We start from the raw sequence: 25,039 nt of genomic DNA, 5'->3' as shown, positions 1-25,039 counted from the left end.
TCTCTATGTCAGTCCAGTCCAAGGCAGGACCTTACTACTCCGTCTGCTCCTTTCACGCATGCTGCCGTGGCGACCATCGGCATACATAGGTTGAATATTGCCAGCATCATCTGCACTGTGATATCCGCACTGTCTATTGTGAAGTTCAGTGCCGCCGAGGCAAACAGGCCGAAGCTCAGTTTGATTGCCAGAGCTATCACAAACGCCTCCAGACAATATGCAGTGAAGGTCTTCAGCCATGCGATCCCGGTCTGTGCGAATTCACGCCCGCCGGCAAAGCCCGCGAGCGCTACCGGGGCAAAGGGGATGCACATATAGACCTTGAAAAGGCGCTTGATCACGGTGATTGCAAGCTCAACTCCGGAAACGAGAATGGTAAACATTCCCACCAGACCGCCTATCAGTGCGATCAATCCGGCGGAGAACCAGGAACTTCCTTCACTTTCTCCGGTGCTCTTCAAAGACTCCTCCATGCTGTCAAAGACCTGATCCACCGTCTGCTTCTTCTCGTCCGATTCCGTGATCTGAATCGTATGCGCCAGCGCTAATGAGGCATTGTTGATACCCCTCACCAGCGACATGGAATTCATCACCAGCGAAATAGTAATTGCGAATCGGATAAACATTTTGAACATGGACTCCAGATTGAATGTGCTCCGGATGTCAATGCTCTCTTTCAACCACCCGGCCACGAAATAGAAGATCGTAAGTGAACCGGCGATTGCCAGGAACACACCATAGACCCCGGATCCCGACACAATGGACCATGCACCGAACTGCCCTTCCGGATTCTTCTGCACAAAGTTCAGGGCTACCTGGGTGCAGCTCTTCCAGATGGAAAAACCGCAGTTCAAAAGGGCACGACCTTGAGCGAACATGATTCCTCCCAGCCATGTCAGCATCGGCGACAGGACCGTTTCATACATGGCATTTGCCGCCTGGCCAATCCCGTCTTTAATAAGGCTCCCGATGCCGGTCATCCATCCTGGAAGTTTTAATGCCATAGGCATCGATTGGATCATAAATTGCTGCCACATCGTTTCATTCACCTCCCTTCTCCTCAAGGTAAAAGAAAAGCACCGGTCCGCACGACCGATGCTTCATATCATTGTTATTGTTTCTTACAGAAACCTTACCATCTGTATCTCGTCAATAAATGTCCCGTTCTTAAGGCGAAACGCTCTCGGTATTCTCCCCATCTCAGTAAATCCCTCCTTCTCGTATAAATGCCTGGCTGCCAAGTTGTTCTCATACACTCCGAGTTCAATTTGAAGAAAACCATTCTCACCTGCATGAATAATCGCTCTTTGCAAAAGCTCCCGTCCAAGTCCCAGATTCCAATAGTCTTTTCTGACAGCAATACCAAGGCTTGCCCTGTGTCGAAGCTTCTGACGCTCTGCCAGTATGTTTACAGCCGCATTGCCGATTATCTGGTCACCAAGTCTTGCATTCAGCATAAACTCATTCGGGGACGAATCAAGTCCGGCAATGAAGCTGCGTTCATCTGCCTCTGTCATCGTAATCTCTTCCGGATACCGCACCAGGAAGTTCGATTCCACAGCAGTTGCTCTCAGAAAATTCAGCATTCTTGAAGCATCCTCAGGCTCCGGACTGCCGAGCACTACCTGTTCTCCATTCTTCATGAAATAACTGCCTGGCGATATTCTCATGTCTCTCCTCTCAGCGTGCACGCACACTTGCTATGATCCCAGCAATGATAACCACAGTGATAAGTACCAGTAGCAGATACAGTGGCCATACCGGATAGTTCGCGACAATGCTGCTCAGGCCGATATTGATAAACATGCAGACCATAAGGACCTTCATCGCTCCGATCATTGCAAAACCTTTCGCAAACAGCCTGGCTTTGTTCTCAGCAGTCACTTTCACCGGAAAATTCCATACTGAAGGAAAACGTTCGACTACTGCCAGGAGAAGGAACAGGGCAGCCATAATAGCAACTTCTGCTATCAGACTCTCTTTGCTTCCGTAGGCATCCGCTCTTCCCAGCACATCAAAATGTGTCGGCACAGTTTCCGGAATATTGGTCCAGCAAGCTGTCAGAAAAACAACATAACCGCCAATCAGCAAGATACTGATGATATTGGAAATCAACCGCAACCTTTTCATGGTGAGACTCCATACACGCATTCCGAATCAAGCGGATACGACTTACGAATATCAGTACAACATCTTGATTTCTGTTCTGATCGGTGCCTTCACTCCGGCAGCAAATACATCCGCGTCCTCTTTCTTCCCGACGATACTTCCGTAATGAGTCGGAATGGCGATCGATGGCTGGATGGTATTGATGAACTCCGCAGCCTTTTTCGCATCCATCGTGAATTTCCCGCCGATTGGAACGAGTGCGACATCACACTTCACATCCTGATTGTCTCTGTTCATATCGGTGTCGCCGGCGATGTAGATCCTTTGACCGTCAATCTGGAGGATGTAGCCGACCCAGCCTGCACTCTTCGGATGAAATGGCTTAAGATTGTTGTAAGCAGCAACCGTGTCAAATTCGAGACCGTTGATTCCATAGTGTTCACCAGGCATCACCGAATGGATTTCTCCAACAATCGATGATATCTTATCGGCCTGAGGGATCATCTTTGCCGGAACAAGCAGAACAGATCTTCCATTGCTGACCTTTTCAATATCCTCAGGTGAGAAATGGTCATAATGGTCATGTGTAATGAGGATAAAGTCAGCATCCTTAGGTGCCTCACTCATCTGGAACGGGTCAATATAGATCCGGCAGTCTCCATCTGTAATCCGGATACTACTTTGTGTAAAGACTTCAATGTTTTCTATCATTTTTCCTCCAACAAGCATCTCATCTGGTGCCATACCACATTTCCATGGACCGATACAGAAATCCCTTCGTCAACAAATCCGTACTTTGAGTAAAATGGAACCAGCCGCTCCTTACAGGTCAGCACGATTCCCTTCCGGTTCTCTGCCCCGGCATCTTTCTTTACCTGTTCCAGAAGCAACCCGGCATATCCTCGTCCCCGATACTCCGGTGCGGTCACAACGGAGAAAATCATCTGCCAGACCCCTTCCGGATCATGCATCTCCGGGCGGTCATACATCTCATCCGTCAGATCAGGCAGGTTTGTGCAGAATCCATTTACAAAGGCAGAAACTTCACCGGTATCATTTTCCAGAATCCAGAAATGGTTCGGATAATACTGAATCCGCCTCTGAATGCTTTCCCTGGATGCACCCTCTGCCGCAGGATAGGACTCAGTTTCAATTCTGCTCAAAATATCAAGATCATCTGGTATTGCATGTCTGATGTGCATCGTTGCTCCTTATCTCACTTCAGTTTTTTTGATAATCTTCGGTGTGTATAATCCAAATGTCAGTTTTCCGGTCGCTTTCCGGAATTTCTCCGGGGTAAATGGAGCGGAAGGAGCATTTGTAGATAAAACGGAATACGTATCGCCGCCTTCATGGAAGATGTATCCGGTATCCGTAATTCCATTTTTCCTGTAGAATTCCATCCGCCGCCTGCGCTGCTCCCTGTTCGGAGCCTGATCATCTTCCGGCTCCACATTCAGAGTAATGCAACGGTCCTGATAATGTTCCTTTGCCCAGCTCAGGATCCGGCTTCCATAACCATGCGAACGAATCCGGTCATTGACTGCAAGATAGAGGATAAACACTGCCTCATCCGTGGCAAAGGCTTGCATGATTCCGGCAAATAAGTTTCCGTCATAAAAAGCCAGAAAATCATTTCCAGGAAAGAGTGCCCAGAACTTCTGAAGCTGAAAGGAAAATCTTTCATTTTTCGGAAATGAGCGTGCCATCAGATCCTTGATCTCAAGATACTCCTGCAGGTTCTGCCTGACGTGCCTTGCAGTCAGTTCCATGTAATGCTTTCCTCCCATGCAATTTCTGTGTCCTGAGAAAAACAAGGGTTTCATAACAGTCTAATCTTTTTCTCAAATATCCTCTCAAGTATAGCAGACAAACATCACGACTGCATCGCCATCTGCCATCACTTCAGAAGGTTAATGATTGTCGGTGCCAGGCACATCAGGATGCCGGCGACGACCTTTTTCAGCGAATCGGTCTGCTGAGCCGTGTCCCTGGACTGGTAGGCGGAAGCGAATTCGAACACTCCCCATGCCAGGACGATTGCACCGGCTGCCGTGATGATCGTTGTGACGATGGAGTACAGGTTGTTAATCTTGCCCTGCACCTGCGCTGCCGCAAATGCGTTCATCGGAATCATGGCAAGGATCTTCATGGTAGCCAGTACTGTCATCAGACCCCTTCTGTCCCATTTCTTTCCTTCTGATCTCATAATCTTATTCATTCTTCTATTCTCCTTTGTTCTGTCTGGGTAAAGCAAAGCACTCCGGAAAATGACTCTCCGAAGCGCCTGCTTCACATTATTGTTTTGTTTCGGTCATGCCGTAACGTCACTTGTCTGCTTCGTCCTGCTTCTTTCTCCAGATGAGGAATGCCACAACAGCTGCAGCTCCTCCAAGGAGGATCACATAGAGCAGAATCGGTGTCGTGTCACCGGTCTTTACCGGAGCAGAAGGTGTGGAAGTTCCACCCGACGGGTAAGATCCACCTCCACCGCCTCCGGAAGGAGTCGTATGGGTTGTGGTCTTCTTCTTTCCGGTAAGGTCGATCTTCTCTTCCTTCGGAGAATCGTACATGGTCACATGCTGGACCTGTCCGTTGTCAGCCACTGAGAAAGATACATTTTCAGCTACTTCATATCCGGATGGAGCCGTTACCTCGGTAAGTGTATAGGTTCCCGGAGTCAGGTATGCGATCTCATGCGGAGTCGTTCCGGATGTCCAGGAATCGATCACCTTTCCGGTGGAGTCACGAACTTCCAATTTTGCACCCGGAAGTTCTTCTCCCTTCTCACCATCCACGATGTCTTTCTTATCAATGACGATGGTGGTCGGCTTATCCAGCATGACGACCTTCTGAATCTCAGCAGTATCTTTGACCTCGAACTGCACGTCCTCAGCCTTCATGTAGAGAGCCGGCGGCGCGATCTCGGTCAGTGTGTAGGTTCCGATCGGCAGCATCTCGATGTAGTGAGGCTTGTCACTTGAAGTCCATTTCTCGATCTCATTGCCCTCGGAATCCTTTATTACAAGCTGTGCTCCCGGCAGTTCCTCGCTGGTAGTGATATCCTCCTTGGAGATCTCCAGCTTTGTCGGAGCATCCTTCATCTGATGAAGTTCGCTCTTGAAATCATCCTCAACCGTGAACTCGATACTTTCAGCCGTCACATATCCGTCAGCCGGTCTGGTCTCGGTCAGGATATAGGTTTTTCCGACTTCCAGCCCGGATACCGGATGCGGCTCCTTCTCAGAAGTCCAGGTATCAGCCGTCTTTCCGGTGTCTTTCTCGACAACAGAAAGATGCGCTCCCTCAACTTCCTTTTCTCCGGTCAGGTCTGTCTTGGTGACCTTCACCTGTTTGTTGACCAGGTTCAGCTCATCATTTGCGTCGGGCTGATCGGATACCGTGAACTCGATCGGGGAAGCAAGAACGTAACCTTCCGGTGCCTGTGTCTCAACCAGCGTGTAAGTCTGGCCAACGACAAGGCCATTCACCGCATGGGCAGTTCCATCGGATACCCAGTTGTCGATGATCTTTCCGTTCTGGTCCACGACCTGCAGATGGGCACCCGCGATCATGGTAATCTCGGTATCCACCTTGCTGACCAGGATCTGACGGTCAATCAAAGCGATTTTCTGGTCTGCATCCTCCTTTGTGACGGTGAAGTCTCTCGGCTGAGCTACTGCGAATCCGTCCGGAGCACTCTCCTCAACCAAGCGATAGGTATGGCCTACAATCAGACCACTTACCGCATGAGCCTTGCCATCGGATACCCAGGAATCGATCAGTCTGCCAGTCTTCATGGCCGTTCCGTTTTCAGGAGCGACTGCTTCTGCTTCGGTCCCTATATCTGCCGCAGCTTCGGTTTCCGCAGCCGGCTGATTCTCTCCAGTCGGAATTTCTTCCGTCTGAGCAGGAGTTCCCTCAGTCTGTTCCGTCTGATTCTGGCCTTCACCAGTCTGCTTTGTATCCTCTGTCAGTTCGTAAACTGCCAGTTTGGCTCCTGCGACCGGATTGCCCAGTACATCGAGCTTGTCTATGGTGACCTGCTTATCCTTCATGGAAAGCGTCTGGTTCTGCCCGTCATCCGGGACAGTGAATTCGATTGATTCCGCGACCGCATAGCCTTCCGGAGCGGTCACTTCAGTCAGCGTGTAAGTCTTTCCGACTTCCAGTCCGGAGATCGGATGAGCTTCATTTCCGGAAGTCCAGGTATCAACAGCCTTTCCTGTTTCCTTATCGGTTACAGTCATCTGCGCTCCCGGCACTTCCTTCTCTCCGCTCACATCAGTCTTGGTCATGGTTACCTGCTTGTCGACCATCTTCACAGTCTTGACAGTGAAGCCGTCATCGACCGTAAAGTCGACATCGGAAGCACGGACATAGCCTTCGGCAGAGATCTCCTCATGCAGGGTGTAACTGCCTCCGACATGAAGCCCGGAAATGGCGTGCGGCTCCTCGCCGGACACCCATTTGTCTACTTCCTTGCCTGTCTCCTTGTCGGTGACAGTCAGGGTAGCGCCAGCCACTTCCTTCTCCCCGGTCACATCGGTCTTTGTCATAAAGACCTGCGTATTGGTCAGTTCAAAGGAATCGTCCGCGAACCAGTTCTTCGTGACCGTAAACTCGATCGGGTCTGCAAGAACATAACCCTCCGGAGCCTCGGTCTCCATCAGGGTGTAGGTCTGTCCGGCTTTCAGCCCGGATACCGGATAAGCGGTCCCATCGGAAGTCCAGGCATCCACGACCTGACCTTCACTGTCCCTGACCTCCAGCTTTGCGCCGGCGATCATGGTGATCTTGGTGTTGACTTTACTGACCAGGACCTTTTTGTCCATCATGACAACGGTCTGGTCGGTCAGATCATCGGTGATGGTAAAATCGATCGGCTCCGCTTCCACATATCCCTTCGGCACCTTGGATTCAACCAGGCGGTAAGTGTGTCCAACCTTCAGATTTGAAGTGTCGTACTGCTTTCCGTCCGACTTCCATGCCTCGACCGGCTGCTCGGACAGGTACTTTGTTCCGTCCTCATGGAAATGAACCTCGTAGATCTCAAGGCCTGCCTTCTTTACTCCATTTCCCAGGACATCCAGTTTCTTCACGATAAGTTTCTTGTTGGTCATGACGACCTTGCAGAGCACTCCTGTGTTGGTCACTTCGAATGGGATGTCTGTCGCGAGCGTGTAACCCTCGATGGACTGCTCCTCATGCAGCGTGTAGTTGCCATGCGGAAGCCTGCTGATGCGATGCGGCGTTCCATCGGAAGTCCACTCCGCCTTCTGCTCCTTCCATTTGTCGTCCTGATACGTAGCTACATTTCCTTCCGAATCAAGGATCTGCATCTTCGCGCCCTTCAGCTCTTCCCCGTTCATATCGACCTTGGAGAAATCCCATCTGGTGTACTGGTCCTTCCGCATCGTCTCGACACGGTCAGACTTGGTCTGTCCGTCAAGCGGATTGCCCTTTTCATCGGACATGAAGACGTAACCATCCTCATCGACCGTGAAGTAAGAAGGTGTGTCGTCCAGGACATATCCCGGAAGGGTTGCGGTCTCGGTAATGGAATAGATGCCGGTCTCGACGTACTTGATCACGACCGTTCCATCGTCCTTGGTCACTTCCCTGCCGCCAGCGTAAACATCGCCAGCGCGAGTCCTGTCTGCGTCCGCTCCGCCGATCCGGGTGATGTCAAATGTGACTCCGCCCAGTGTCTTGGTCGGGTTGTCGTCTGTCCACTCACCGTTCTTGTCAGCTGCCCATTCATACTTGGTCAACTTCACAGTGGTCGGTTTGTTGGTCGAGTCGATATGCGCATAGACAATCGGCGTGTACTGGTCTTTGTAGACGAGTTCAAACGGATGCTCCGTCGGATCGAGGGTGTAGCCCTCCGGTGCCTCGATCTCAGCTGTGTGGTACTTGCCGAGGTAAAGCTCTTTGGACTGCCCAACACCGTCCTGGCCGATTACAATAGTGTCAACCTGGTCTCCCATTTCCGCCTGAACCGTTCCGTCTCCGGAAATGATCTTCTCATCTGCATAAACTCCGAACTTGGCTCCGGCGATCTTCTCCTTCGTTTCGGCATCTGCCTTGGTGATCTTAAGAATGCCTTTGACCTCCTGATCTTTCTCCTGCCAGGTGATCAGCTGGTCCCAGGTGTTTGCCTGATCGACCTCGAACTTTGTGAGCTCCGTGTTCAGGACATAGCCGTAAGGAGCCTCCAGTTCCTTCAGGTAATAAGTTCCGACTTCCAGTCTCTGAGGCAGATAAGCCATGCCTTCCTCATTAGTGACAAAGGTGGAGACTTTCTTATGGTTGGTGCTGTCCTTAAACTCGACGACTGTTTCCTGATCATCCTTCAGGACCTGGATCTTTGCACCAGCCCTGAGGACCAGTTTCCCGGAGTCCTTGTCGATCTTGGCCAGCTGTATCCATTCGCCATGCTGGTCCTGATAGATCCCGGTCTGGATCAGCTGCCCGTCGATAATGCCCGCTTCCTTTGTGCCATTTACGTGGAGATTGCGGATCGTACCGAATCCTGTCGGGACCGTGTCCTTATTCTCAATGATCGTGTAGTGACCATAAGGCAGACGTCCATGCGGGTAAGCATCGTTCTTCGTTGTCGCGTATCCTTCCGAATTTGTCTGGATTGAAACGTAAGGCTTCGCACCTTCCTTCGGATTGTCTCCATCCATGTCCGCGTCCAGGTAAATGTCGAACACGATTCCTTCCATAGGCTCGAGTTTGTCGTGCGGGTCTTCCTCGTTCAGTTCCGCCTGGACTTTATGGATGTCCACATCGAAGCGGATCACATCGTCCTCTGCTGAGATCCCGGTCAGATTCTTGAGCGTATTTTCATCTTCCTTGCGGATGGTGAAAGTGATGTCAAGGTTCTTTCCTCTTAGGTTGAATCCCTCCGGTGCCTTGGTCTCGACCAGCTCATAGGTTCCATGCGGAAGATACTGTTCCGGAGGCAATGGATTACCGTTCACATCCTTACTGGCCGGTGAAGTGATGACTCCATTCTCATCTGTAGCGAAGGTGTGAATAGTCTTGCCTGGTTCATAAGCAGTTCCGTCAACCACTACCAGATGAATCGAACGGTTGATCAGATCAAACTCCGCTCCTTCAAGCTTCGCTTCGCCCTGGATTACATTTCCGTTCGGGGTAACCTGATCCGCCCGGAACTCCGCCCCGGTCTTGTCGGTCAGGGTGCAGAGCTGCTCGGCAAGCTCAAAGTCCTTCTTCTGAACCTTGAAACCAGCCCGCTGCGGGATGTTCGCATGCGGGTCCGTCTTCGAATAATCCGCCAGCTGTTTCTCGACAATAGTTATAGGCAGCGACTTATCAGAAAGTGTGTATCCTTCCGGTGCTGTCTGCTCACGGACGGTGTACTTGCCGGTCTGGAGAAGATTGCCGGTCGTCTGGCCGGTCCCGTCATCCCCGGTCGTGATGGTAGTCGCGACCTCACCCGGGTGGATCGGTACATCCGGAGCAGTCTGCAGGACCACGTCAAAGTCATTGGCGTTGACGACCTCGAATACAGCACCTTTGAAAGTGGCATCGCCGTCCGGAGTTGTCCCCTGTTCAGCAGAAATCTTTCCAATCTTCAGGTCTCCGAAGGTCGGGATGTCATCCAGATTTTCGGAATCCACCGGAACGTTCTGTATCTCCGGCTGGGTAGTCGAGCTGTAGATAACGCCGTTGCCGCTCTGCAGGATCTGCATCTTCCAGACCGTATTGTTGATCAGATAGCCCTCCGGAGCCTTCGTCTCCTGGATCGTGATGCAGCCAAGCGGAAGGACATTTTCCCCATAGGTCAGGCTGCCCGATACAAGATGAGCCTGATCAAGCTTGGCCGTATAGTTTCCATTTCCGTCCGCAAGCGTCTGGATGACCCAGGTCTGCTTCGGATTTGCCTCCGGCTCCGGGTTGTCATAGTAGTTCACCGTGAGCTGAGCTCCTGCGGTCGGCCTGGTCGTCGCATATCCGGCAGCCGGGACCTTTTTGACCAGTGCGTTCAGCGTACCGAAAAGCGGCTCATCCACAACAGGAAGCACCTGGCCGGGTGATCCCGCTGCGATCGTCACTGTCTGGTCCGGAGCGGTCTTGTAACCCTTCGGCTGAGAATCCTCGTGGAGAGTGTATGTCTCCGGGAACACCTCCTGAGCGTCCGTCCCGCCATCCGCACGGATGGTGAAATCATAGCGGTGGTTCGCATTGGACAGTACAAACCTCGTTCCCGTAAGCGAATACATGCGGTTGCCCGTGACCAGTGTCGTATTGGAAGATGACTTCTGGACGGCGACCGGAGTAGTCGTCGGCCATTTCACAGTCAGCGTGACCGCGGAATTCTTCGTGCGGTAGCCGAAACCGATGTCCTGCTTGTTCGCGATTTTCAGCGCCATGGCATGGAAGTCCAGCGGATAGTTTCCGGTTACAGCATACTTGCCGGTAAGGGTTGCCGTATTATCCACTGTTGCCACGAAATGGAAGCTCTGTCCGCCTGCAATCTGTCCACTTCCTGTGCTCACCGCCCCGGTCACCTCATTAACCAGGCTGACTCCATTTTCGAGATTGATGGTGATCACAAATGCGGCGTTCGCGTTCCAGGTGAAGGACGGAGATGTCTTACTCGTCGCCACCACACTTGTGGACGGACCGATCGAGGTATTGGTAGGATCCGGCATCTTCTTCAGGGCGGCTTTGCATTCCTTCAGAAGGTTCTTGCCCTTGGTGGAAAGCATTCCTCCGTAACCGGAAGAACCATCATAAAGGTAATCCACCAAATAATGCTGCATCTCACGCGCATTGCTGCCGACTCCGTATTTATCGAAGATTGCCTTGATGCTGTACCCGTTGAAAGTGCCTTTCCAACCGGGTCCGCCGTAGCCGTAGAACATAGCCTTGCGGAGGTACCTGTCATCTCCCCCCTCGTCCAGTTCCGTCATTTTCGTGTAAGTCGTTCCGCTGGCCGGGGAATGGAGATTATGCTGCATACAATAGGCCATAACATCGTATTTCACCCCATTCACCTTATAGCGGACCCATTTGTAGGAATCCGCGCCGCCGTAGCCAAGATCGTTGTTGAAGACATGGCCGGTATAGTTGCCATCCGTATGATAGTAATACTTTCCGGCTTCCACATCGGTCTGGTCATTCCAGCCACCGTCGTTATCATCATCCGCGGCGGCCGCCTTCCTCGGAGCCATCATCCTGCGGGGAGACGCGCCTTCGATCACATCTTTGGAGACAGAAAGCTCGACGTCCTCTGCCGGCATGATGAAGCTGTTGGAATCATCCTGCAGATCATAAGTGATCTCGCAGTAGTCGCCGGTATCATTGTTATCATGATGAACCGTACGCCAGGCCGCGATATTGGAAGAGGCCGCGTCAATATCAGACCTGATCACAACCTTCTCTCCAGCTTCGTAATAGCCATCCTCGTGGTCCAGGGTTACGTTGTACTCGGCCCCCTCTTTCACAATGACCTGATAAGTTCCGCCTTCAGCCTCGGTATCCGATTCTGTCTCGGCCTCGGTCTCCTCGAGAGATGCAAGTTCCTGCTCCGTCTCATCAGAAAAGCCGATTTCGGCTTCTGTCTCAGCGGAGAGCTCAGTTCCCATCTGAAGATCCGCTTCGGTAGCTGTTTCTGTCTCCAGAACCATCTCTGTCTGTGTCGATGGAGCAGAGTCTGCATCTGAATCGTCCTCGGAACCATCATCCTCGCTCTGCGTTTCAGTACCGGAGTTTTCTGCTTTGGAAGATTCGGGCTGCGTCTCTGCTTCCCTGACTTCGGTGACCCTTACAGGCCGGACTGTATACCAGCTTTTTGCGGTATTCGCTTCATCCACCCTGTAGACAACATGGTAAAGTCCAGGAGTTCCGTACTTCACCTCGTTATCGATCAGACTGCTGGTGCAGGTATCCTGCGGATAAGTCACGTCATCAAACTTGGATTCCGCCGATATCTCCGTGACATCGATTCCGATCTGCATCTCCGGAAGCATGATGACCGCACCCTGGGAAGGGAATCCATCCGCATCGAGATTGGAAGTACTATCCGGGGTTTCAGCACCCGGCTGAGTATCTTCTCCCTGATCAGTATCTTCTGCATTCACCTGACCGGTTTCTCCCTGGATTGCCGCATCCTCCTGATCGCCGGCCACTTCCTCAGGCTGTCCAGGCTGATTAGATGTTTCATTCGCATCTGATGTAACATTTTCATCCACTGAAACGGTTTGATCTTCCGCTCCTGTGGCATTCACTGCCTGGTCTGTACCATCACCAACTGTCGCTGTTTCAGCCTGTACCTGATGCCATTCCGTCTTCATCCACAGGTCCGTGTCCGGCATGGTAAATGTAATCGTGTCCTCATCCTTCCAGGTGTAGGGATACTCGATTCCTTTCTTCTTCTCATAGTCCTGAATCGAAATGTCCTCGTCCTGCAACTTCAACTGGTCGAGCTGATAATGAGGGTCTACGATCACGTCGAGATTGACTTCTTCGCCCTCTTTGTATGTGAGGACCGTCTCCTTCTTCTCGACATCTTCCGACAAAAAATGCGTCTGGTCATACATAAGACCAAACGCATCTTCATTCGCTAATGTAATCTTGAAGTCCGGAGTTTCTGTACTCAGCTGCTCCGGGACATCCGCGGCAGGATTCATTTCCGCCTGACCGGATGCCGTATCCACGGATGCCTGCTCCGGAATTCCCGGACTTTCGACTGCATCTGTCTGCATCTCTGTTCCTCCGCCCGTCTGATATTCGCCCGCATATACTGTAAGCGGACTCATCAGGTTTCCCGCAAGCATTGCCGCGGACAAAACAACCGATGTAATTTTTCGTCCAAACTGCATGTCGTATCTCCTCCTTGTAATTCTGCTCATTGTGCTCAGTCACACACCCTTCTGACTAACGCCATCTCAAGAGCGCCCTGTGACACTCATGACACTCTTTTCATAACTTTCCCTATAGAGAAAAAATTTTCTCCTATAGGGAACTTTAGTATCAGACTGTCATGACCGTCATTCAGCTGCTTTCAAACGGGTTCGAACTGTCATCCTGCCTGATCCGCAGCCCCCTGATGAAACGCCCATTTCCCGTCCTGTGCTTCGCAAATCCTTTGTTATCCAGCGCGGCATAGAAATCCGCCGTGCTTCTCGTATACTCACCCATTTTCAGGGAATAGTCCCTGTACTTCTGATAGAGTTCCCCTGACGGAGCCTCCGCATAGGGATTGTCCGTCAGCTCACAGCATGCTGTGAGAAACTGCGTCAGCCAGTCGTTCTGTTCCCGATAATCGCTGATTGAATCCCTCACGATCTCCGGCTCTGTGATCTGGAAATTACTGTCAATCACTTTCCTGGCGCCTTCGATGATCCAGGAAAGCACAGCGGGGCCTGCACATTTCTGAAGCTGGTCGCCGTAATTCTTGGTGTCCGATTTTCCTTCGAACTTTGCCCGAAATGGAATGACGATCAGTCTTCTCCAGATTCCGTCGTCCGTCGCTCCCACCCTTGGCAGGTGGTTCGTGTACAGGATCACGGTATGGGTGGGTGTAAATGAAAAAGGGGCTTTGTACTTTTTCTCTACAAACAGGTCATCTGTTGAACACAGCTGTTTGATGATAGAAGTATTCAGCCTCTGTCCTTCTTCCAGTTCCGCCGCTATGACCAGGCGCTTGCCAAACACTTCAGCCAGTTCCGGCTTGATGTTTCTCCTGCAGCCGACCGTCAGTGTATCCGCGGATAGTCTCCCTGAATAGGAGCCCAGCACATGCAGGATCGTGTTCCAGAATGTTGACTTGCCGTTCCTGCCCGCCCCATAGGAAATGATCAGCGCTTCGATGTAGACTTTGCCGATTGCGGCAAGGCCCACGACTCTCTGCACGTAATCGATCAGTTCCTGATTCCCGAGAAAGATCTTGCCGAGGGCATCCAGCCAGAGCTCTTTTCCCTGCTCTCCCGGATCAACTGACGTAGACTTCGTGATGAAATCCCTTGGTCTGTGTTCCCTTCTTCCCTCAAGTCCCTTTCTCAGGTCGTAAGTTGCCGACGGAGTGTTCAGAAGGAATTCATTCTTATCAAAGTCGTGGACATCGATCTGGACCAGAGGCCTGCAGGTATCAAGAGCCGCCTTCAGGTATTTCCAGTTTCTCCGGTCCAGGACAAATGACTGATAGGTCTTTGCGTCCAGATAGTCCTCATAGAGCTTCATCTGTTTCTCTGAAAGTCCTGTCTTCATTCCCTTCTTCATCTTCTTGACCGCTTCTGCGGCTTCTTCCATCGACGTACCGGAATCCAGCAGTGCTTTTTTCGTCTTCGACATCAGCAGGTCTGCGTCTGCCATCTGGAGGTCTGTAAGTTCGACCTCAGCCCCGACAGCCAGTTCCCCGGACTCCCGCCACTGGGTTCCGTCATAGCGCATGTAGTCGAGGGCTGGACTGTAGCGAAGCTCCTCCCCGTATTCTCTCGAGAGTACTCTTGCCTGCCCCAGGTCCGTGTAGTCCTCCGGCTTCAGAGATCCGGCAGGCGGCTTTCCCGGCGGACCTTTTCCCTGTGTTAGCCCATTTGATGGTTCCTCCTTTCCGATATCGTCAAAGTCATCCGCCCCATACTGCTCCGGAGATACATAATCCTCGTCCGAAGAAATCTTTGCTCCGAACCGGCATGCTGATTTCCAGATGGAATCCAGTTCCCGGTCTGAGAGCGGAGGCCTGCACCTGGCCGCTTCCTTCCTGTAGAGCTGCTTTGCCCTTTCTCCATCACCGAATCTCTTGATGACCCTGGCGGCATAACGGCTGAGTGTCGCATTCCGAGAACCTTCCGGAATCACATAGGGCTCACTGGATGATGTTCGCTGCTGTCCCGGAAATGAATCTGCTCTCGGCATTTTGTTTCCGGGTACTGTATTCCTGGTCGCGGCATCCTCAGATGGAGACATATCGCATATCTCCGTTGTAACCGAAAGACCCACATGTGTCCTCTCCCAGTTCTCTATAAACTGGTCGATTGTCAGCTTCCCTTCATGCCAGATTACCTCTTCCAGCCTGACTTTGCATCCGTACACAAACCTTGCTGCATCGACCGCATTCGGATCAAAGAAAGGGAATTTCCTCTGAACCCTGGCTTTCAGTTCTCCATACTTGCGAAATGAAGTCTCCGCCCGTATTGGTGCAAACACATGAAAACGAGGTCTTGCGGACTCATTCCCCTTGGGGACCATGTTGTGTCGGCTCGGTGTGATTGCAAACGCAACATCCGAAAAGAGCTCACCGATCTTCTCCGGTGTGATCCATTTCCCCGAATCGTCGGTTCCGCTGTTGTCCACGTCCCAGAAGGCTACATCCGCAGACTCAAAGTTATCGTTCATGCGGTAGTTGTCCTTGTACCTGGCACAGACAAAATCATGTCCCGCTGCCCGGCACAGATCTGCCGGCGACCGGATCACCATCCGGATCGGATACCGACAATTGGTCCGGTTCTGGACGTACCGGCATCCGTAAAGTTCAAAACACATCTCTCCCAAATCCAGCCACTCCTTTCTTTGATTGCATTTTCCTGCTCTGCCCGTAAAAATGGGCATTAGAAAAGGACAGGGTCATGATTGACTCTGTCCTCATATGAAAGTATAGTGCCGGATGTAAAGGCCGCCCTTGCTCTGTTCTTACTGCGCAGCCCGCATATTCAGCTCTGCCGGCCTCACATCCAGTACCTTCAGCTTTCGCGCATTATAAAAATACCACATCAAAGTGTTCAGTTTTGACCAGATAAACTGCCAAAAAAATCAAAATGACAGCAGAACCTTAATGTTCTTATAGGATTTGACAGCTGCATGCTCAATTGCTTCCGGCAGCTGGTCGATTGAAAACTTGTCCGTAATGATCGATCCGATTGGTGTTCTCTGATTCTCTATGTGATCAATGACTTCCAGAATTGTCTCTCTGGTATAGCCAGCTGATCCATAAATAGCCGGCTGGCTCATAAAGATACCGCCTGGTACAGGAATCGGTTCATTGTAAACACTGACGATTACATATTTCGTATTGGCAGCGCACATACCGAAAGACTGCATCAGCAATTCCTTAGCGCCGGCACAGTCAATATACAGCTGAACATCCGGTTTTTTCCCCGCAACCATATCTGCTATTCCCGGAATCTGGGAAAGCTGCTGAAGGATCAGCGGATTGGCACTTCGAATATCTGATTCCGTGTTTACATATTCTCCGAAAATCTCACAGAGTTTTTCCGAGACATTCTCCTCTCTGCTGTTGACCGTCTTCGCCCCAATCTTGCGGGCAATCTCAAGTTTCCATTCATTACGGTCCACAACTACGACATTCTTGATCCCGTGATTGATCAGTCCCGCTGCCGCACAGAGTCCGATTGTTCCTGCACCGAGTACGACCACATGGTCTTCAGGCTTAGGATCTGTGCAAAGTGCTCCCTGGGTGCCGACGGAAAGCGGTTCGATCAACGCTGCGAGATCCAGGTCCACATCCGGATTGAGAACATAGACGTTTTCATTTTTCTTCGCATTCTGCACGAATACATACTCGCCAAATGTCCCGAATACATCAGCTTCAATCTTTCCTGCTTTATGTGCACGAATCGGGTCTACAAATACAATGTCACCAACATTCAGGTCGTCTCCTACATTTTTCCCTTTTTCTACGATCTGCCCGACGCCTTCATGTCCTTCGATCATCTCGTTCCATACACCATACCGAATTCCTCCATGGAGCCAGGCTCCGGAGTCTGAACCACATATTCCTGCGCGCAGCATCTTCACCAGGATATCATCATCTGAAATCTGCGGGATATCGCGCTCCTGTACGCTGATATCCTTGATACCATGGTATATGCCCGCTTTCATCTTTCCTTGCATCTTCTTATCCTCCGCTATGCAACATGCATTATTGTTACTCGTGTAACAGATATTATCATTGTATCCTGTGAAAGATATTTATGCCTCAATCACTTTTCCTATGGGATTTGGGGTTCCGGACCACCTCAGCCCGGCTTAAGTCAAAGAGCTTGAGGAAGAAGTAGTCATCATCCGGGTATCCATATCCCTGACGCCGAAGCGTCTTAATCTTGTTGTTGATGCCCTCGATTTTGCCAGAGGACATGTCGTAAGTTGCATGGGCAATAATGCCTTCGAAGTGTTTGGACAGTAGTCTGTGGAACCACATGAGATGGACATTCCCAGTCTCTTCGCAGAGGTCCATGACTTTTTCAATGTCCTTCATCATCAAAGTTTCGTCCACACGGCTGTAAGCCAGAGTCAGAGTTTCTTTGATGAGATCACAGGTGAACAGGAGCTTGTTCTCTTTGAGCAGGTCATCGTAGCGGGCTTCATACCCCTCCTTGCGCCTGTACTCTTCCTTGCAGAACATCTCGCTGCCCTTGGAGATAACCTTGCCATCACGTGCCTCCTGGTCCTTCTTCCGAAGGGTCTTTCTTGAGGACGTGAGGATATACTTTGACCGTTTCAGCTGGCGTGCGCCTTCGAAGTTGCCCTCATCGTAAAGCCTGCGCTGTTCGTCCTTCCGGATCTCGCTGACCACCTTATCGTTGAAGTTCTTAACGATGTGGAAGTAGTCAAAGACCGGCTGGATATGAGGGCACTTTTCCTCGAAGGCTTCCTGGAAATCGGAGTTCATGTCACAGGCAACCGCCTCGACATTGTCCATCCATTCCAGACCGATATGCTTGATGAAGTCATACACGACCTGCTTTTTCTTGCCGTGCGAGATCCAGAGGATATGCCCGGTAAGCATGTCGATGATGTGAGTGGCATAGCGGTGTCCGTCGTGCAGCTTGAACTCATCAATGCCGAGGAAACGCGTCGTTTGCTCAGGTTTTATCAGTGTTTGGCCATCAATGGTGTATTTATCCTGAAGCCGTTTCAGATCGATCGCCTTTACTGTATTCTTGCCAAGTCCGGTGATCTCAGACACCTGCTTCAGCGTATAAGTCCCTGTAGCGAGAAGGTCCTTCGTGTATTGCAGAAGTTCCTTTGTGATCCGATGATGATCGGCCATGAAAGGAACAGACTGCATCACGGTTGCGCCGCAGTGAGGACATTCCAGCTGATTGCGTCTGAATGAAAGGTAGCCAAAACTTCCTCCGACATTCAGGTGCTGCACAGCAATAGGATGCCCGCCATGAACATGCATCTTTTTGCCGCACTTCGGGCAGATGCGATCAGAATCCTGTATGTCCAGGGTTCCCTCATAACGGTAGGCAGTACGGCCGGACCTGGTAGTCTCAACCGTCGTTTTGGTGTTGTAGAAGCTGGTCATGGAGGAAGGAACCATGAGGAAATTTCCGGTAAAAGCGGAAAAAGACAGTTGCCCGTTTGCGTCAGTCCGAGTACAATTCATGCAGAGGATCTCCCTTCTGTTTGGGTTGTTACATCCGCCAAGATGCAACTCGAATAGTACAGGAAGATCCTTTTTTATGCAATTGTTTTATGGTCCCGGCAGCGCCTCGCCTGTTCCGAGGAGCAGAACCAGAGGCATGATCCCAGCCGCCGAAGGGGATCCTTGACAGGGTTCTCAGGAAACGTTACACTTCCGAGCCCGACGGCGATGGAGTCTGGAGCCTGTCCCTGAGTTCTTCGCCGTCGGCATAGACCGAACAACGTTTCCTGAGGTTCATGTCAAGGACGGCGTCCGTTGAAACTGTTAACCGGGGAGAACACTCATGTGTTCACCCCACACCAAAAATGATTGACCCATAAAAGAGTCTGATAGTCATCTTATAGCAAATGCTGATTTTACACAACCACGCTGCAGTCGAAAAGCAGTGTTCCTGTTTTAAGACATAACTTTCCGAATGTATGGGCCGCATGCAACGTGTTATAATCTATAACACTGCTTTTGCAGCAAATCAGTAAGAAAGTCTGTGTAGCTGAACTATGAATTCGAAAGCAAAGATCAAAGACAACCGGGAGATCTTCGAGAAGATGCCTGTCTTCAGCGCCCTTCGGGAGATGTGTGTCCCGACGATCATCGGACAGATGGTGGTCCTCATCTACAACCTCGCAGACACCTTCTTCATCGGTCAGACCGGAAATCCCTACATGGTAGCGGCCACCTCGCTGATTCTGCCGATCTTCAACCTCTCCAACGCCATGAGCAACTTCGTCGGGATCGGAGGCGGCAGCCTGATCTCCCGCCTGCTCGGCGCCAGAAAAGAAGACGAAGCCCGGAAAGTCAGCAGTTTCTCCTTCTACCTCGGTCTGCTGGTCAGCGCCGTCTACTCCCTGCTGATCTTTCTGGCTGCCGATCCGCTCCTTTTGCTGCTCGGTGCGAGCGAAAACACATATGCATACGCAAAGCAGTATGTAACGATGGTCACGATCGTGGGAGGCATTCCGACCATCCTGCAGCTGACCCTTGCACAGCTGCTGCGTGCGGTCGGCTGCTCGAAGGAAGCCGGCTTCGGGATCTCCATGGGCGGCCTTCTGAATATCGCCCTGGACCCGCTCTTCATGTTCGTCATCCTTCCGGATGGCCATGAAGTAATCGGCGCCGGCATCGCGACCATGCTCTCCAACACGGTTTCCTTCATCTACTTCCTGATCGTCGTGATCCGGCTGAGAAAAAAGGCGATCCTGACCCTCTCGCCTAAGACAGGTCTCCCAGCTCTGGAGAATGTACGGTCCGTCTTCCTCGGAGGCGTTCCTGCAGGTACTTCCAACCTGCTCTTCGACTTCTCGCAGATCATGATCAACCGGCTGATGTCCGGCCACGGAGACATCGCTCTTGCCGCGATTGGAATCGTCCTCAAAGCTGAGCGCATCCCGCTGAATGTCGGGATCGGGATCTGTCAGGGCATGATGCCGATCGTTGCCTACAACTATTCGGCCAGGAACCTGAAAAGGCTGAGAGAGACCGTCAGCAAGAGCCGCCTGGCAGGCCTTTTCGTCGCAGCAGCCGCCATCGTCTTCTATGAGCTGTGCGCAGGCGGGATCCTGCACCTCTTCATCCGCAGCGCAGAGACCCAGGTGCTTGGCGCCGCATTCCTCAGAGCAAGATGCATCGCGACGCCGTTCATGTTCATGTGCTTCCACATCCTATATGCATTCCAGGGCATGGGCAAAGCAGGCATCGCATCCATGCTGGCCGTCGTCAGACAGCTGATCCTCTACATCCCCATGCTGGTCCTGATGGACCACATCTTCGGCATGTACGGCCTTGTCTGGACCCAGTTCGCCAGCGACTTCATCATGATGATCATCTCCATCATCGTGTACGAACGCTTCCTGAAGAAGCAGGCAGCAGAATAAGAATGATGTTGGGGTCAAAAGTACCTTTTGCCCCCAACTAATGATGCGGATTGCTTCGTTGCTGAGTCGCGCACGCACCGCGGGCGCAAGCGCCTCGCGCACCGCGCACGAAATGCTTCGCAACTCCCGCAAGTCTCCGCTTCGCTCCGGTCGGCGCTAACCGGACGTCCAGCGCCCTATGACACCTCACATTCACAGACCTTCTCATCTCCACACGGCCGCTACGATCAGCGCCGGCAGCATGTTCGCCACTCTGATCTTCCGGTCAAAGAGCAGGTTCAGTCCTACACAGAAGATCAGGATCGATCCGACATAGGACAGGTTGCTCATCGCAGTGTCCGTGATGTAAGGGCTGATGAGTCTTGCGAGAAGAGTCACACTTCCCTGCAGGATTCCGACAGGAATTGCGGAAAAGATGCACCCTTTCCCCTTTGTGGTCGCAAACACCATGACGATGATCATATCGAGGATTGCCTTGGCAAACAGGACGGAATGGTCGCCGTGGATTCCATCCTGGATGGATCCGACGATCGCCATGGCTCCGATGCAGACCGTCAGGGAAGATACGACGAAGCCATCGACAAACTGCGTGTCTTTAGCATTGCCGGTCTTCTCCTTAAGCCATACGCCGAACTGCTTCATTCTCCGGTCGATGTTCATCCACTCTCCGATGACACCTCCGATAGCCATCGAAAAGATCATCATCATCGTTCCCGCGGCAGAGAATGTACCGTCCTTCAGCACCAGCATGTGCTGCAGAGTTCCCCCGATCCCGATGAACAGGACCGCTACCGCATTTCCTGTCTGAATCGTCTCCTGAACTCTCCCGGGGATCTTCTTTCCGAAGAGGACTCCGATGATACCGCCAAAGATGATCGCAAGTACGTTGGCTAATGTGCCCAGACCTGGCATGTTTTTACTCCTCAAGACAATGATACATCGTGTATAATTCTGTTAAACCAGAGGATATCACACATTCCGCCCATACGGGCAAAGCAGATTGAGACGGATTTGTTTTTCCGTCAGTGCAAAATACATGGGATATGAGAATATCTTCAGAAAGGATTACCGGTCAATACGATGAAACGAATTATTATAGATACAGCTGGCAGAAGGTCTTTCCTGTATCCTGCAGAGGCACCCTCATCCCCCCTGGTCGTCCTGAATGAAGAGATGGAGCCGGATGGCATCCTTAACGAACTGAGGCAGTTGGATTGTCCGGACTTTTCTCTGCTTTTCGCCATGATTCCGGACTGGAATCATGACCTGTCCCCGTGGGACTGCCCTCCTGTCTTTAAGAAAGGGGATGCATTCACAGGAGGCGCTGACGCTTACCTGGATCAGCTGACAGGTCAGATCATTCCGGAGGCTGCAGAAAAGGCAGGGCTTGCCCCTGCCTGGTACGGTATCGCCGGATATTCTCTGGCCGGCCTTTTCGCAGTCTATTCGCTCTACCGGACAGATCTGTTCTCACGGGCAGCCAGCATGTCCGGCTCCCTGTGGTTTCCCGGCTTTCCGGAATATGCTGAGAGCCATGAGCTGCTGCGCCGCCCGGAAAAGATGTATTTTTCGCTTGGCGACCGGGAAGACCGCACAAGAAATGAACTGATGCGGAAGGTCCGTGTCAATATGGAGGAACTTGCCCGCTGCTATCAGACGCTGGGCATCGACACCACCTGCGAGATGAATCCGGGAAACCATTTCATGGATCCGGAGAAGCGGATCGCCAAAGGGATCCGCGCCCTCCTCGCCTGACCTCCGCTCCCCAGTTGCAGATCAGGGAAGCCGGACATTCCAGGGTCTCCACCAGTCCTGAACCACACATTCTCCCCGCAGGAACAACCTGACAATGGTGTCATGTACTTTCATGTTAACACAATAAAGCCCTCCGGTTGCCCGGAGGGTAATATAAAATCGTGATATGGATCAGTCTGCCATATATGGTCTCAGCGGGTCAGGGAGACTTTTGTCCCAGATTTCCGCAATCTCATCTTCGGAAAGGTCTGTCTTTCCGCTCAGCCAGTCGAACAGAAAAAGCAGATTGCCATAGCAGTAAACCTTGATGCAGTTATCCAGGACCTTGGAGATCTCGCCGCCCTCTGTTTTCTTTCTGACAGCATCCCCGATAAACTTTTCGTTGATTCTTTCAATATTCATGATATAGGTCTCACGGATTCCCGGAGCATTACAGGCATTCAGAATATATACACGGTTGGCCTTATAATATCTTGCGCAGTCCGCAGATGCTTTTTTCCATCCGCCCCTATCCTCCGCAGCTTCGGCTATGATCCTGCTGAGATTCTCGGAATGGATAAAAGAGATCAGATCATACTTATCGCGGAAGTGATGATAGAATGTCGGCTGGGACATTCCACAGTTATCGGTGATCTGTGTGATCGTGATCTTATCGATCGGTTTTTTCTGGGCAAGCTCCAGAAAAGACGCGGCAAGAAGTTCTTTCGTCGTCTGTCTGCGCATAGAAGTCCCTTCTGTTGATCCCCCGAATCCGCCTTATTTATTTTCCATATCATGAAATATATAAGTGAAGCTTAGCGTCATAGAGCGAAATCAAGGCAATCTTTCGTCTGTTTTCCTATGACTATAGCACATTTCTGCAGGATTGCAATACTTGCCAAAGTGTAAACTTTTTTCAAAAACTCCAGGCGCGGATTCATCTCAGGCCGATATGTGACGGAGGTAAACGAAGTCTGATGCTTTCAGATGGTCTTCCGGATGGTCAGAAGGCGCATGGAGTTGAGGATGCACAGGACCGCGACGCCGACGTCTGCAAAGACGGCCGCCCACATATTGGCAAAGCCCAGCGCACCGAGAATAAGGACCAGGATCTTGACGAAGAGAGCGAAGACAACATTCTGGCGAGCGATGGCTACAGTCTTTCCCGCGATCCGGACCACAGCGGGAATCCGGGTCAGGTCGTCATCCATAATGACGACGTCCGCCGCCTCTATGGCAGCGTCCGAGCCCATGGAACCCATGGCTATGCCGACGTCGGACCTGGTGAGGACCGGAGCGTCGTTGATGCCGTCGCCGACAAAGGCAAGCTTCTGCTTCTTTGTATCAAGGCCTGACAGTAGTTCCTCGACCCTTGCCACCTTATCCTGAGGCAGAAGCTCTGAATAGACAAGGTCAGCTCCGATCTCGGCTCCGACCGCATCCGCCACTGCTTTTCTGTCCCCTGTAAGCATGACGAACCTGCGGACGCCCTCCGCCTTCATGCCCGCGACAGCCTTCTCCGCTTCCGGCTTGGCCTCATCGCGGATCAGTATGGTGCCAAGAAATTTATTCTCCTCCGCCACATAACAGACCGTTGCGGCAGGATCAGGGTCCGGCAGACCGGTTATACCCAGCCTTTCCATCAGGCGGGCATTGCCCACGTAGATCTTTCTGCCGGAAACGACTGCGGAAAGACCCTGGCCCGTGATCACGTCAGTATCCGTAACATCATATACATTAAGTGTAAGACCCGGGATCTCCGACTCAAGCTCCCTGCGGATGGAGACCGCGATGGGATGAGTCGACATTCCCTCGGCCATGGCTGCTTTTTTCAGAAGCTCTTCTTTCGTCACGCCCTCTGCCGGCAGCACGGATGTGACCTTGAAGTTTCCTCGTGTCAATGTCCCTGTCTTGTCGGAGACGACTGTATCAAGCATGGCAAGCTGCTCAAGATAGTTGGATCCCTTTACGAGGACTCCATTCTTGCCGGCTGCTCCGATTCCCCCGAAAAAAGCAAGCGGAACGGAGATGACCATGGCGCACGGACAGGATATGACGAGGAAGGTACACGCCCTGTAGATCCAGGTCATCCAGCTTCCGGATGCGGCTCCGCCGATGATGGCAAGGGCCAGGGCGGCAAAGACGACTGCCGGAGTATAGACACGGGCGAAGCGGGTAATAAAAGTCTCCGTCCTTGACTTCTTCTCGGAAGCATTCTCCACGAGTTCAAGGATTCTGGAGACGGTAGAATCCTCGAATGCCTTGGACGCCCGGATACGGAGAAGGCCTTCCCCATTGATGCAGCCGGAGATGATCTGGTCCCCGGCCTTCATGCTCCGTGGAACAGATTCCCCGGTCAAAGCTGCCGTATCGACCAGACTCTCCCCGGTCAGGACGGTTCCGTCCACCGGGATCCTTTCACCCGGTTTAATAACAAGGATATCGCCTGCCTCAACATCGTCCGGATCGACCGTCTCGACTGTGCCGTCCTCATGCTCCAGATTGGCATACTCCGGCGCTATGTCCATAAGGTCCGATATGGACTGTCTGGACTTTCCCACGGCATAACTCTGGAACCACTCGCCGACCTGATAAAAGAGCATGACGGCGGCTGCCTCGGAATTCTCTCCCGTCACTATGGCGCCGGCAGTCGCAACCAGCATGAGGAAGGATTCATCGAACATCTGGCGATGGACGATGCCAAGGATCCCCTTCCGGATGACCGGAAAGCCGCACAGCAGGTATGGGACCATATAGAGACAGAGGCTGATCCACCGATTCTCAAACACAGCCGGGCAGATCCCTGTATGCTCCAGCACCATTAACACGATGAATATGCATCCTGCCGCCAGGATCTTTCTCAGTTCTTTCTTCTGCTTTCCTGTCATGATGATCC

General features: G+C 51.8%; 16 protein-coding genes. 2 read left to right on the top strand and 14 right to left on the bottom strand.

All coding sequences use genetic code 11. From position 1 onward, the window contains the following. Positions 1 to 8: 8 nt before the first annotated feature. The 11 genes from G4C92_RS12140 to G4C92_RS12090 form a co-directional block, all read right to left on the bottom strand. Positions 9 to 1,049 carry a type IV secretion system protein gene (locus tag G4C92_RS12140; protein ID WP_274940097.1) on the bottom strand — a complete coding sequence of 347 codons (1,041 nt, stop codon included), beginning with the start codon at positions 1,047 to 1,049 and terminating at the stop codon, positions 9 to 11. 72 nt (positions 1,050 to 1,121) lie between these two features. Next, positions 1,122 to 1,643, bottom strand: coding sequence for a GNAT family N-acetyltransferase (locus G4C92_RS12135; protein ID WP_274940096.1), 522 nt, complete (start codon positions 1,641 to 1,643; stop codon positions 1,122 to 1,124). 37 nt (positions 1,644 to 1,680) lie between these two features. Beyond that, entirely contained in the window at positions 1,681 to 2,130 is a 450-nt protein-coding gene (locus G4C92_RS12130) for a DUF1648 domain-containing protein (RefSeq protein ID WP_274940095.1), read from the bottom strand. A gap of 51 nt (positions 2,131 to 2,181) precedes the next feature. Next, positions 2,182 to 2,853 carry an MBL fold metallo-hydrolase gene (locus G4C92_RS12125; RefSeq protein WP_274940094.1) on the bottom strand — a complete coding sequence of 224 codons (672 nt, stop codon included), beginning with the start codon at positions 2,851 to 2,853 and terminating at the stop codon, positions 2,182 to 2,184. After that, positions 2,817 to 3,272, bottom strand: coding sequence for a GNAT family N-acetyltransferase (locus G4C92_RS12120; RefSeq protein WP_320807871.1), 456 nt, complete (start codon positions 3,270 to 3,272; stop codon positions 2,817 to 2,819). Before G4C92_RS12120 ends, G4C92_RS12125 begins: the two co-directional genes overlap by 37 nt. A gap of 48 nt (positions 3,273 to 3,320) precedes the next feature. Then, positions 3,321 to 3,881: a GNAT family N-acetyltransferase gene (locus tag G4C92_RS12115; protein WP_274940092.1), complete on the bottom strand. Its 561-nt coding sequence runs from the start codon at positions 3,879 to 3,881 to the stop codon at positions 3,321 to 3,323. Between the two features lie 128 nt (positions 3,882 to 4,009). Then, positions 4,010 to 4,330, bottom strand: coding sequence for a hypothetical protein (locus G4C92_RS12110; protein ID WP_274940091.1), 321 nt, complete (start codon positions 4,328 to 4,330; stop codon positions 4,010 to 4,012). A 106-nt stretch (positions 4,331 to 4,436) separates the two neighbouring features. Continuing rightward, the gene (locus G4C92_RS12105) at positions 4,437 to 12,851 is read right to left on the bottom strand and encodes a SpaA isopeptide-forming pilin-related protein (RefSeq protein WP_274940090.1); all 8,415 of its coding nucleotides are present in this window, start codon (positions 12,849 to 12,851) and stop codon (positions 4,437 to 4,439) included. A 289-nt stretch (positions 12,852 to 13,140) separates the two neighbouring features. Then, positions 13,141 to 15,630, bottom strand: a complete 2,490-nt coding sequence (locus G4C92_RS12100; RefSeq protein ID WP_274940089.1) for a phage/plasmid primase, P4 family — start codon at positions 15,628 to 15,630, stop codon at positions 13,141 to 13,143. A 267-nt stretch (positions 15,631 to 15,897) separates the two neighbouring features. Continuing rightward, a complete protein-coding gene (locus G4C92_RS12095) occupies positions 15,898 to 16,998 on the bottom strand; it encodes a zinc-dependent alcohol dehydrogenase (protein ID WP_274940088.1) in 1,101 nt (366 codons plus the stop codon). Positions 16,999 to 17,083: 85 nt separating this feature from the next. Continuing rightward, a complete protein-coding gene (locus tag G4C92_RS12090) occupies positions 17,084 to 18,499 on the bottom strand; it encodes an ISL3 family transposase (protein WP_274940062.1) in 1,416 nt (471 codons plus the stop codon). Positions 18,500 to 19,035: 536 nt separating this feature from the next. Here G4C92_RS12090 and G4C92_RS12085 point away from each other — a divergent pair. Then, positions 19,036 to 20,409 (top strand): MATE family efflux transporter, encoded by a 1,374-nt coding sequence (locus G4C92_RS12085; protein ID WP_274940087.1) that lies wholly within the window; start codon positions 19,036 to 19,038, stop codon positions 20,407 to 20,409. A 204-nt stretch (positions 20,410 to 20,613) separates the two neighbouring features. Here G4C92_RS12085 and G4C92_RS12080 read toward each other — a convergent pair whose 3' ends face one another. Then, positions 20,614 to 21,321, bottom strand: coding sequence for a DUF554 domain-containing protein (locus G4C92_RS12080; RefSeq protein ID WP_274940086.1), 708 nt, complete (start codon positions 21,319 to 21,321; stop codon positions 20,614 to 20,616). 297 nt (positions 21,322 to 21,618) lie between these two features. Between G4C92_RS12080 and G4C92_RS12075 the strand changes: the two genes are divergently transcribed. Then, entirely contained in the window at positions 21,619 to 22,164 is a 546-nt protein-coding gene (locus tag G4C92_RS12075; protein WP_274940085.1) for an alpha/beta hydrolase, read from the top strand. A 171-nt stretch (positions 22,165 to 22,335) separates the two neighbouring features. Here the strand turns inward: G4C92_RS12075 and G4C92_RS12070 are convergent, their stop codons facing one another. Together G4C92_RS12070 and G4C92_RS12065 are read right to left on the bottom strand one after the other, a co-directional pair. Then, a complete protein-coding gene (locus tag G4C92_RS12070; RefSeq protein WP_274940084.1) occupies positions 22,336 to 22,887 on the bottom strand; it encodes a TetR/AcrR family transcriptional regulator in 552 nt (183 codons plus the stop codon). A 239-nt stretch (positions 22,888 to 23,126) separates the two neighbouring features. Then, complete coding sequence (locus G4C92_RS12065) at positions 23,127 to 25,031, bottom strand: heavy metal translocating P-type ATPase (RefSeq protein WP_274940083.1); 1,905 nt, start codon at positions 25,029 to 25,031, stop codon at positions 23,127 to 23,129. Between the last annotated feature and the right edge of the window lie 8 nt (positions 25,032 to 25,039).

This window comes from Chordicoccus furentiruminis (assembly GCF_019355395.1).
Lineage (GTDB): Bacteria > Bacillota > Clostridia > Lachnospirales > Lachnospiraceae > Chordicoccus > Chordicoccus furentiruminis.
Note: the sequence above shows the minus strand (reverse complement) of the source record. Positions and strands in the feature narration are given on the sequence as shown.

Bases quoted from the DNA above. Each gene is read 5' to 3' on its own strand.
- G4C92_RS12080 (WP_274940086.1), bottom strand. From the start codon at position 21,321: ATGCCAGGTCTGGGCACATTAGCCAACGTACTTGCGATCATCTTTGGC.
- G4C92_RS12105 (WP_274940090.1), bottom strand. From the start codon at position 12,851: ATGCAGACAGATGCAGTCGAAAGTCCGGGAATTCCGGAGCAGGCATCC.
- G4C92_RS12070 (WP_274940084.1), bottom strand. From the start codon at position 22,887: ATGCGCAGACAGACGACGAAAGAACTTCTTGCCGCGTCTTTTCTGGAG.
- G4C92_RS12095 (WP_274940088.1), bottom strand. From the start codon at position 16,998: ATGCAAGGAAAGATGAAAGCGGGCATATACCATGGTATCAAGGATATC.
- G4C92_RS12065 (WP_274940083.1), bottom strand. From the start codon at position 25,031: ATGACAGGAAAGCAGAAGAAAGAACTGAGAAAGATCCTGGCGGCAGGA.
- G4C92_RS12090 (WP_274940062.1), bottom strand. From the start codon at position 18,499: ATGAATTGTACTCGGACTGACGCAAACGGGCAACTGTCTTTTTCCGCT.
- G4C92_RS12115 (WP_274940092.1), bottom strand. From the start codon at position 3,881: ATGGAACTGACTGCAAGGCACGTCAGGCAGAACCTGCAGGAGTATCTT.
- G4C92_RS12135 (WP_274940096.1), bottom strand. From the start codon at position 1,643: ATGAAGAATGGAGAACAGGTAGTGCTCGGCAGTCCGGAGCCTGAGGAT.
- G4C92_RS12085 (WP_274940087.1), top strand. From the start codon at position 19,036: ATGAATTCGAAAGCAAAGATCAAAGACAACCGGGAGATCTTCGAGAAG.
- G4C92_RS12100 (WP_274940089.1), bottom strand. From the start codon at position 15,630: ATGTGTTTTGAACTTTACGGATGCCGGTACGTCCAGAACCGGACCAAT.
- G4C92_RS12130 (WP_274940095.1), bottom strand. From the start codon at position 2,130: ATGAAAAGGTTGCGGTTGATTTCCAATATCATCAGTATCTTGCTGATT.
- G4C92_RS12110 (WP_274940091.1), bottom strand. From the start codon at position 4,330: ATGAATAAGATTATGAGATCAGAAGGAAAGAAATGGGACAGAAGGGGT.
- G4C92_RS12125 (WP_274940094.1), bottom strand. From the start codon at position 2,853: ATGGCACCAGATGAGATGCTTGTTGGAGGAAAAATGATAGAAAACATT.